A 3,900-nucleotide genomic window follows, 5' to 3' on the forward strand; every position below is an offset into this window, starting at 1 on the left:
GCCTTGCGCCGCGAGACACGACTGCGCGAACTGGGCCGCGCCCCCGAAGGCGACGACCGCTACTATCTCGACGATCCGGAAGACATGGCGCGGTTCCGGCGCAAGCAGTTGGAAGAGGAAGGCCGCGTTATCCCGCCGCCGGCAGATGAGTACGATCCCTATGGGGACAATTCCGCCGAAGCCTACCCGCCGGCGCCGCAGGACGATGGCAATTACGACGACAATTATCCCGACGCGCCGCAGCCGGCTAAGCCGGGTACAATCAAGCGCCAGCCGCTGAACGAGGCCGCGATAGACCCTGCCCAGCCGACGACACCCGCCGATCAGGCGGCTCTGCCGCCAAAGGCCGGCGACAAGACCACCGTTGCCCCGGCACTTTCGCTGGGAGCGCGCCAGGATGTCGCCGCCCTTCAGGTGCTGCTCGACCGGGGTGGCGCTTCGCCTGGCGTCATCGACGGGCGTTTCGGTTCGAATGTCGACAAGGCGCTCGCCGCCTACAACCAGATCACCGGCGCCAATCTGCGATCGACCGACGCGGTCGCCATCCAGGCGGCACTTGCGCAATCCGGCGGCGATGCCTTCGCCAATTACACGATCACAGCGGAGGACGCGGCCGGTCCTTATGTCGCGTCGATCCCGGAAGACTACAGCCAGAAGGCGCAACTCGACCGCATGGGTTATACGTCGGTGACCGAGGCGCTCGCGGAGCGCTTTCACATGGACGAGAATTATCTCAAGGCGCTCAACCCGGAGGTCGATTTCAATCGTCCCGGCACGATCATCAAGGTCGCCAATTTCGGCAGGCTGGTTTCGACGCCGGTGGCGCGTATCGTCGCCGACAAGGACAAGAAAGAGGTTTTCGCCTATGACGCCGGCGGCAAACTGGTCGCGGCCTATCCCGCAACCATCGGCTCGTCGGATACGCCGTCACCGTCCGGCATACACACGGTGTCGCGCGTGGCGCTCGATCCGAACTACACCTACAATCCCAGCATCAATTTCAAGCAGGGTCAAAACGACAAGGTCCTGACCATTCCGCCGGGCCCGAACGGTCCCGTCGGTTCGGTCTGGATCGCCCTGGATAAGCCGACCTACGGCATCCACGGCACGCCCGATCCGTCGAAGATCGGCAAGACCGAGAGCCATGGCTGCGTACGCCTGACCAACTGGGATGCGCGGGAGCTGGCCAAATTGGTTTCGCCGGGCGTGACGGTGGAGTTTGTCGGCGGGCCCTCAGCCGATAACCTTGCGCAGCAGTGAACCGCGAAGCGCGGCGGCATAGACCAACTGCACGACCAGGATGAAGCCGACGCCGAGCAAGGGACTGACAAGCGAGAGTGCGGCGCCGACCGCCCACAGGATCTGTGCCTTGATGATGCGCAGATAGACCGTGCGTTTGGTTTCCGCATCGACATCCTCTGCTACGAAGCCGCTTTTCTCCGCATAACGCCAGCTCGCGAACAGCGTGACGCCGAGCGCCAGCAGATTGAGCCAGTAGACCAGCACCGCGGTTCTGAACTCGAGGAAGTCGGCCAGAAGATCGGTCGAGAAGGGCAGCAAGGCGATGAAGGCGAGAAAGCAAAGGTTCAGCGTGGCAAGCCGTCGATCGGATTTGGCGATCAGACCATGCTGCGCCTGCTGGCCAAACCAGAAGATGGTCAGCGTCAGGAAGCTCAAGGCGTAGGTCAGGAAACGCGGCGCCAGGGCGGCGATCGCGGCGAGCAGCTCGCGTTCGGAATGGATCGCCTCGTGCGCCGGCACCCTGATTTCGAGAACGATCAGGGTGAGCGCGATGGCGAATACGCCATCGGTGATCCCGACGATACGGCCGCGTCCCTCAGCCGATGCTTCAAGTGGCCGCTTCATCGATGTTTCCCCATCGGCACCTTCCGGAAACCTAGCATGGTTGCCGCCATTTGCATCTGACAGGGTGCGACCCTGGCCAAACGGCTGGTTTCAGCGACAGCAAGCCACTGGCTGGTTGTTGCCGGTGCGCCAGGGGTTTAAGCAAGGTTTCATGCATTCACCAAGTGAAGCCGCCGCCGTCCCGCTGACCAATCCGGTCACGAATGGAACGTTTTGTCCGCAGTCGCGGCGACGATTTGTGCTGATCGCGGCAATTCTGGCCTCGGCGCTTGGCTTCATAGACGGCTCCATCCTGGCCATCGCTACACCAGCGATCCGCGTCAATCTCGGCGCAAGCCTTGCCGAGGCGCAGTGGATTTCCAATGCCTATGCGTTGACGCTCTCGGCGCTGATCCTGGCCGGGGGCGCTGCCGGTGACCGATTCGGTCTGCGCCGCGCCTTCGTGGCCGGCATCGCGCTGTTCATCCTCGCTTCGCTTGCCTGTGCGCTGGCGCCGAATGCAATTGTGCTGATCGCATTTCGCGCGTTGCAGGGCATCGGTGCGGCAATCATGGAGCCTGGCAGCCTCGCCATCATCGCCAAGGCCTACCCGAAGAAAGAACGCGGCCGTGCTATCGGCATCTGGGCGGCGGCTTCGGCGCTGACCACGGCACTTGGCCCGGTGTTCGGCGGCTTCGTGCTGTCGGCCTTCGGTGACGGCATCTGGCGGGCGATCTTCGCCATCAACCTGCCGCTGGGCTTGATTTCGATCTGGCTTCTGCTGGCCAAGGTTCCGGCCGATGTGCCGACGGAGAAACGCAGCCTGGATCTCGGCGGTGCAGCGCTCGCGACATTGGCTTTCGGTGCGCTTGCCTATGGGCTGACCTCGATGAGCGCCAGCGGCGAGGGCCTCATGGCAGGGCCGAGCATTGCCGCCGGCGTCGTATTGCTGGCTGTCTTCATCGTCTTCGAGCTTCGGCAGCGCGAGCCGATGATCGACCTCAGCCTGTTTCGCGTCGGTGCTTTCGCCGGCGCCAATGTGGCGACGTTCTTCCTCTATTTTGCGCTGTCGGCCAACCTTTTCTATCTGCCAATGCTGCTGATCGCCGGCTGGGGCCTGAGCACGGCCGAGGTCGGCTTCATCTTCCTGCCCTTGTCGGCATCGATCGCGCTTTTGTCGGGACCTGTCGGCAAGCTGTCGGACCGGATCGGACCGCGTTTTCCGATCGCCTGCGGCAGCCTGGTCGTGGCTTTTGCGTTTGCCGGGCTGGCCTTGCTCACCTACGCCGGCATCCACAATTTCTGGACCGGAACATTCCCGCTGATGGGGCTGATGGGGCTCGGCATGGCTCTGGTCGTGTCGCCCTTGTCGACCGCGATCATGACGGCGGTGGAGGACAAGGACACGGGGGCGGCCTCCGGCATCAACAATGCCGTCTCACGCATCGGCGGTCTGATCGCGGTGGCGGCGATGGGCTCGCTTGCCGCGTGGGTCTACGCGAATGCACTGGACGCGAGCGCAACGTCCGGCATCCCGGGATTTGGTGAACCGGCGCCAGCCGGGCTTGCCCCGGCCATCGATGCGACAAGGCTCGCCGCCAGCGACGCCGCGTTTGCCGCGGTTTCTTCGGTGACCGCGCTGCTTTGCCTGCTTGCGGCTGTTATCGCCTGGACGACCATTCCCGGTGATCGATTGCCATGGCCGCGAAAGGCCGAAGATACGCCAGGCTGAAGCCGATCAACCGTCGATCTTGGCGCTCGCAACCTTCAGCGAATCGCTGTCTTCCTGCTTCAACAGTTCGTCGATGCGTTCGCGTTCGCGCTTGAAGGCGACGAGGTCATCGCCCTTCAGCACCTTGCCGACCGGCAGGCGGACACGCATCGGATCGACCTTGGTGCCGTTGACGATCAGCTCGTAGTGAAGATGCGGGCCGGTGGCGAGGCCGGTTTGGCCGAGGAAGCCGATGGTCTGGCCCTGGCGGACGTGCACGCCCGGTTCGATGCCTTTGGCAAAGGCGCTCTGGTGATTGTATGAGGTTTCGTAGCCATTGGCGT

General features: G+C 63.6%; 4 protein-coding genes. 2 read left to right on the forward strand and 2 right to left on the reverse strand.

The genetic code is table 11. The annotated features are described in order from the left end of the window. Positions 1–1,260: L,D-transpeptidase family protein (locus EN969_RS20515; RefSeq protein WP_127419344.1), on the forward strand; the 1,260-nt coding region annotated here is incomplete at its 5' end. Here EN969_RS20515 and EN969_RS20520 read toward each other — a convergent pair. Continuing rightward, complete coding sequence (locus EN969_RS20520; RefSeq protein ID WP_063169065.1) at positions 1,234–1,866, reverse strand: TMEM175 family protein; 633 nt, start codon at positions 1,864–1,866, stop codon at positions 1,234–1,236. The genes EN969_RS20515 and EN969_RS20520 overlap by 27 nt on opposite strands. A gap of 151 nt (positions 1,867–2,017) precedes the next feature. Here EN969_RS20520 and EN969_RS20525 point away from each other — a divergent pair, with 151 nt between their 5' ends. Next, on the forward strand, positions 2,018–3,577 hold the full coding sequence (locus EN969_RS20525; RefSeq protein WP_127419345.1) for an MFS transporter: 1,560 nt from the start codon (positions 2,018–2,020) through the stop codon (positions 3,575–3,577). A 6-nt stretch (positions 3,578–3,583) separates the two neighbouring features. On the opposite strand, the gene EN969_RS20530 is transcribed toward EN969_RS20525, so the two are convergent. Continuing rightward, positions 3,584–3,900: M23 family metallopeptidase (locus EN969_RS20530; protein ID WP_164758378.1), on the reverse strand; the 317-nt coding region annotated here is incomplete at its 5' end.

This window comes from Mesorhizobium sp. M7A.F.Ca.CA.003.01.2.1 (genome assembly GCF_003998945.1).
GTDB lineage: Bacteria > Pseudomonadota > Alphaproteobacteria > Rhizobiales > Rhizobiaceae > Mesorhizobium > Mesorhizobium ciceri.